This is a genomic window from Ruminococcus callidus ATCC 27760 (assembly GCF_000468015.1).
GTDB classification, from domain to species: Bacteria; Bacillota; Clostridia; order Oscillospirales; family Ruminococcaceae; genus Ruminococcus_C; species Ruminococcus_C callidus.
The window spans coordinates 1-4,277 of record NZ_KI260325.1 but is presented as its reverse complement, the minus strand read 5'-3'; the positions used below and the strand labels follow the sequence as shown (position 1 = coordinate 4,277).

The following is a 4,277-nucleotide window of genomic DNA, read 5'->3' as shown; positions in this document are numbered from 1 at the left end:
TGGTGGTATCGCCGCCGATTTCTACGGTGATGCCTTTGATGCGGTTTGCCATGGGGGTCACCTGCCTTTTTTCAAAAATAGGTTGAATTTATCCTAACAATATGGTATAATAACAGCAAGGAGGTGTTCGTATGATGATAGATACAAACACAATTATTTCTATGACAGAAGCAAATCAGAATTTTTCCATGGTAACAAGAATTGTAGACCGGTATGGAACGGCCGTTATTTTCAAAAATAATAAGCCCCGTTATGAAGTCAGAATGATTGAAGACACAGAAGAAGCGGAAACGGCATCGGATGAAGAAGTGCTTTCTGTTTCAAAAAAACTGATGAAACGCAACGCTGCTGTTTATGAGGAACTTGCCAAATGAAACGACTCACAAAGGAACAGGTAATGCTGCTTCACAAAGAATTGGTGAAGGAATCAGGCGGCTCAGCGGAAATTCGTGATGAAGGACTTCTGGATTCGGCATTGAATGCACCTTTCCAGACGTTTGATGATGCAGAATTATATCCGACAATCATAGAAAAAGCAGCTCGTCTTGGATACAGTTTGATAAAAAATCATGCGTTTGTAGATGGAAATAAAAGAATCGGCACGCATACAATGCTTGTATTTCTTTCTCTGAATCATATTGAAGTGGAATATGATGACGATGAATTGATTCAAATGATTCTCGGAATTGCAGCCGGTGAAATGGATGACCGACAATTGCAGGAATGGCTGTGGAAACACATCATATAGGTTAAAACGCATCAAAATCCTCCTGCGTTGCCAGAGAATCATAGTTACAATCATCATTCTCACGTTCTGTAAACATATCATTCACCAAACCAATCGTCAGCAAATCCAGATCGCCCATTGACAGTCCTAATTGTACACACCGCAGCAGAAAAAGCGGCGTTGTCATTTGGCGGTCAGTCGGGCGATGTTTTTTTTAGATTCTGCCTGCGTTTCGATGTTCAGACCCCACAACTCAATGAGCTGAGGCAGGATTTCATAAATGCTGAATGTGTTGAAGCCTTCCAGCCACTCGTCGGGAGAATCGGGAACATTTGCAGGGTCAGCGTGCTTTGCCATAATGTATGCGATGTTTTCAAAGACTTCCAGACTCTCAATATCGAGAGCAGAGTTTTCGGAATCATTTTCTCCCACAGATTTTTGCAGGCTGGAGAAATCTTTGTAAATATCTCTGTGAAATTTCAGACGATAAAGGCGAGGAACCGCAGCACTCGCCTTAAACGGCACTTCCATGCCGTCCACCAGAATATTTTTCTTGATTGCCATAGCGATGCCTCCTTATGAACTTGCCTTTGTGGTTGTGGTTTTCGCTGTCGTATCGGGATTGTACGGCATCTTGTACCAGTTATTGTAGGTGCTTTCATCAGTTGCTTCACAGGTTTTTGCCTTGACCAATCCGGTGGGAAGTGCCGATGCGGTCAGTGTCAGTGTTTCCGTCTTGACTTCTGTGGAATCTTCCTTGGTCTGACCTTCTGTGGCCGGTCTGCTTGCCGTGCAGCAATACAGTACATGGCGGATCTTGTGCTTATCTCCCGAAAATTCAAACATCAATGCAAACTGCGACGGTTCTGCGGTGTTCTTCTCCACAAGCACACCGTTGTTATCGAGAATTTCTCCCAGAATTTCGGTGGCAAATTCGGTGGTGACAAGCGCCACTTCCAGGTCACCTTCGTAACCGGAATTGTTGTTGATGACATAGTACACACTGTCATCGGCATAAAAATTCTCATTTTCACCATTGGCATCAATGGACAGTGAAACCGCACCCGGTAAACGCATGGATTCACCGTACACAGGCACGGTGGGTGTTCCGTCAGCGTCCGCACCCCACTGGGTAATCTTTGCCCAATGGACGTTGCTCAGACCAAACTTGACCTTGTTTCTTTTGTTCGCCATAAAATCAAACCTCCATTTCATAAAGCACTTCATAGAGCCTTTCCGACTCTATCCATGCTTCTGTCTTGTTGTAAAAAATATGATGCTGCCTTAAAATCTCCTCCACACGTTCTTCCACTTCCGGTGATTTCTTATCCGTGTACAGTTCAATGTCCAGCTGTTTGAAGCTGTAATACATCAGATTATCAGCCGAAAAGGTATGCTCGCCGGGAGAAAGGAAAAGTAGAAAGGGCGGTGCAGGACTTTCGCCCTCTGCAAAGTGATGATAGGAAAAAGGACAATCCATTTCCTGCATCATTTCATTGATTTCTTCATAGGTCATGATAATGCCTTTCTGATCAGATTTTCCAATAATTCTTCGCCATTCTGTTCAGCCGGAGCAATATGCGGTTTTCCTGCAACGCGCCCACCGCCACGCTTGGCGTGACCATGCTCCAATAAATGAGCCAGCTGATAGCGGTTCTTGGAATAAACCGTCATTTGCAGAGAATGGCTGTTCTCGCTGACTTTTTTGGCTGTCCAGCTTTTTTCGTAAGCACCAGTGTCTTCCGGAGCATTTGAAGATATCTCTTTTCTAACTTCGGTTGCAGTTTTTCGGACTGCCTTTTTCACCTCTGTATCGGCAAGGTCAGCATATTCCTGTAAGCCTTTCATGATCTCACTTGCCATGTCATCAATAGATGTCACTGGGAGCACCTGCCTTTCGGACTTCTCCCTCAATTGCGAGATAGTCCATTTTTTCATAGTCGGGTTTTACACTGACAATATCAAATGTCTGTCCACGGAACAGAATCCTGTGTGTTGTGGCGTTCAAAGACAGCAGATAGGAACTCTGCCGGACAAGGAATGACACGGACTGTATTTCTCTGGTGACTCCCGTATTCACTTGTTCGGCAGAGCTTTTCACGCTGACTTTCGCCCAGCAGGAGAAAACCTCGTCCCACTTGGAAGTATGGTTTCCGATTTCATCTACCACGGTGCGATGCTCCAGAATGGCGATACGCTGATTCAGTTTATCAAAATCCATTACACCACACCCTCTCGCTGTGCAAACAGAATGGAACGCAGGCTCATGGTAAGACCATGATAGTCGGGCTTGCTTCTGTTTTCATACAGATAACCGAGTGCAAACAATACCGCTGTTCTCGTCACATCTTCAAAACAAGTGAATTTTTCCTCATCCATTCTGCCCACGTCCTTGACCAGTGATTTTGCCGTATCGAGCAGTTGGAGGATGAGCTTGTCATCCTCCTCATGGTCGACACGAAGATAATTTTTGGCTTCGTTAAGGGTAATCATGCTATCACGCCTTTTTGATTGTAAGAGTTTTTACGGCCTCGGGCAGAATCAGCTTGCCGTCCACACGCTGTGATGCAAGAAAACCGACCTGTCCGTTCATAGCGAAAAGCTCATTCAGACGCTTAAGAGAACGTCCCTGTCTGTCAGCCACCCAGTAATAGGAATAGTCGCCGAATGCAATTGCCTTTGCACCTGCCGCAATGGTAGGAGCGTAGACAGAAGTCACATAGGGACGGTTCAGGATGGTGTCGGGAAGACCAGCGGAAACAGCCGGAGACCAGATATACTGACCGTTATTGTCCTTTACCTTACGCAGTGCCTTCACCGTCTGCTCATTGAGAATCCACACCGCCTTTTTGCGGTAAGGACTCTTGAGAGAGTAAAACAGTTCAATGACGTCATCAAAAGTGATGGTCGCCCCCGTTGTGGTTGCACCGTTTTCAGCACCGCCTGTTGCAGCGAAAATGCCGGTAGGCTTGCCCTTACCGTCACCGATGAGGAACGCCTCTTCCTCCTTTGTGCCGATTCTACGTGCAAATTCCTTTGCAATATAGGATGGCAGGTCAAACACGCTGTCATTGAGAAGCTCCTCAGAGATCTTAATCGCAGTACCGACCTTGTAAGCGGAAAGTGCAATCTGACCGAAAGCGTCATCAGAAAGGGTGTAAGCCTCTTCCTCCTCCATCCAGCACGCCTCGCCCTTCTGCGTAATCACGGGGATTTTGCGGTCTCCACTTGATGTCTGAATTTTCGTTGCAAGAGGACGGAATACATTTTCCTCTTCAAGTGCGGAGATGAGCTTCTTTTCGAACTCATCCGGCACAAGATAGCCGCCTTCGGTATCTTCGCCAATCTGCAGAGCATTTCTCACATCGGCAAAATTACGGTTGCGAATGCTGTTCCAGAAAGCAGTACGATATGCATCAGATGCAATGCCGGTCTTGGTATCACTGTGAGTGGATGCGTTCGGCTTGTTCTGAATCGGCGTAGAAGTAGGCTTGTTCATTTCTGCCTCAATCTGATCCTGTCGTTCCAGCCGCTGGATTTCCTTGCCGTA

The 4,277-nt window shown here is 46.2% G+C and carries 10 protein-coding genes; 2 read left to right on the top strand and 8 right to left on the bottom strand.

All coding sequences use genetic code 11. From position 1 onward, the window contains the following. The first annotated feature begins 131 nt into the window (after positions 1–131). Together RUMCAL_RS02930 and RUMCAL_RS02925 are read left to right on the top strand one after the other, a co-directional pair. Positions 132–374: a hypothetical protein gene (locus RUMCAL_RS02930; protein WP_021681005.1), complete on the top strand. Its 243-nt coding sequence runs from the start codon at positions 132–134 to the stop codon at positions 372–374. Next, complete coding sequence (locus RUMCAL_RS02925) at positions 371–748, top strand: type II toxin-antitoxin system death-on-curing family toxin (RefSeq protein WP_021681004.1); 378 nt, start codon at positions 371–373, stop codon at positions 746–748. The genes RUMCAL_RS02930 and RUMCAL_RS02925 overlap by 4 nt, the downstream gene beginning before the upstream one ends. A gap of 1 nt (position 749) precedes the next feature. On the opposite strand, the gene RUMCAL_RS15775 is transcribed toward RUMCAL_RS02925, so the two are convergent. From RUMCAL_RS15775 to RUMCAL_RS02890, 8 genes are all read right to left on the bottom strand, one after another. Further along, positions 750–914: a hypothetical protein gene (locus RUMCAL_RS15775; RefSeq protein ID WP_021681003.1), complete on the bottom strand. Its 165-nt coding sequence runs from the start codon at positions 912–914 to the stop codon at positions 750–752. After that, positions 911–1,291, bottom strand: coding sequence for a hypothetical protein (locus RUMCAL_RS02920; RefSeq protein ID WP_021681002.1), 381 nt, complete (start codon positions 1,289–1,291; stop codon positions 911–913). Before RUMCAL_RS02920 ends, RUMCAL_RS15775 begins: the two co-directional genes overlap by 4 nt. Positions 1,292–1,303: 12 nt before the next feature. Continuing rightward, positions 1,304–1,921 carry a major tail protein gene (locus RUMCAL_RS02915; protein WP_040646722.1) on the bottom strand — a complete coding sequence of 206 codons (618 nt, stop codon included), beginning with the start codon at positions 1,919–1,921 and terminating at the stop codon, positions 1,304–1,306. Between the two features lie 4 nt (positions 1,922–1,925). Then, positions 1,926–2,243: a hypothetical protein gene (locus tag RUMCAL_RS02910; RefSeq protein WP_021681000.1), complete on the bottom strand. Its 318-nt coding sequence runs from the start codon at positions 2,241–2,243 to the stop codon at positions 1,926–1,928. Further along, entirely contained in the window at positions 2,240–2,575 is a 336-nt protein-coding gene (locus RUMCAL_RS02905) for an HK97 gp10 family phage protein (protein ID WP_242823480.1), read from the bottom strand. The genes RUMCAL_RS02910 and RUMCAL_RS02905 overlap by 4 nt, the downstream gene beginning before the upstream one ends. Before the next feature lie 19 nt (positions 2,576–2,594). Beyond that, positions 2,595–2,948 (bottom strand): phage head closure protein, encoded by a 354-nt coding sequence (locus tag RUMCAL_RS02900; RefSeq protein ID WP_021680998.1) that lies wholly within the window; start codon positions 2,946–2,948, stop codon positions 2,595–2,597. After that, on the bottom strand, positions 2,948–3,220 hold the full coding sequence (locus RUMCAL_RS02895) for a head-tail connector protein (protein WP_021680997.1): 273 nt from the start codon (positions 3,218–3,220) through the stop codon (positions 2,948–2,950). Before RUMCAL_RS02895 ends, RUMCAL_RS02900 begins: the two co-directional genes overlap by 1 nt. Before the next feature lie 4 nt (positions 3,221–3,224). Continuing rightward, a partial coding sequence (locus RUMCAL_RS02890) for a phage major capsid protein (protein ID WP_021680996.1) occupies positions 3,225–4,277 on the bottom strand: 1,053 nt, incomplete at its 5' end.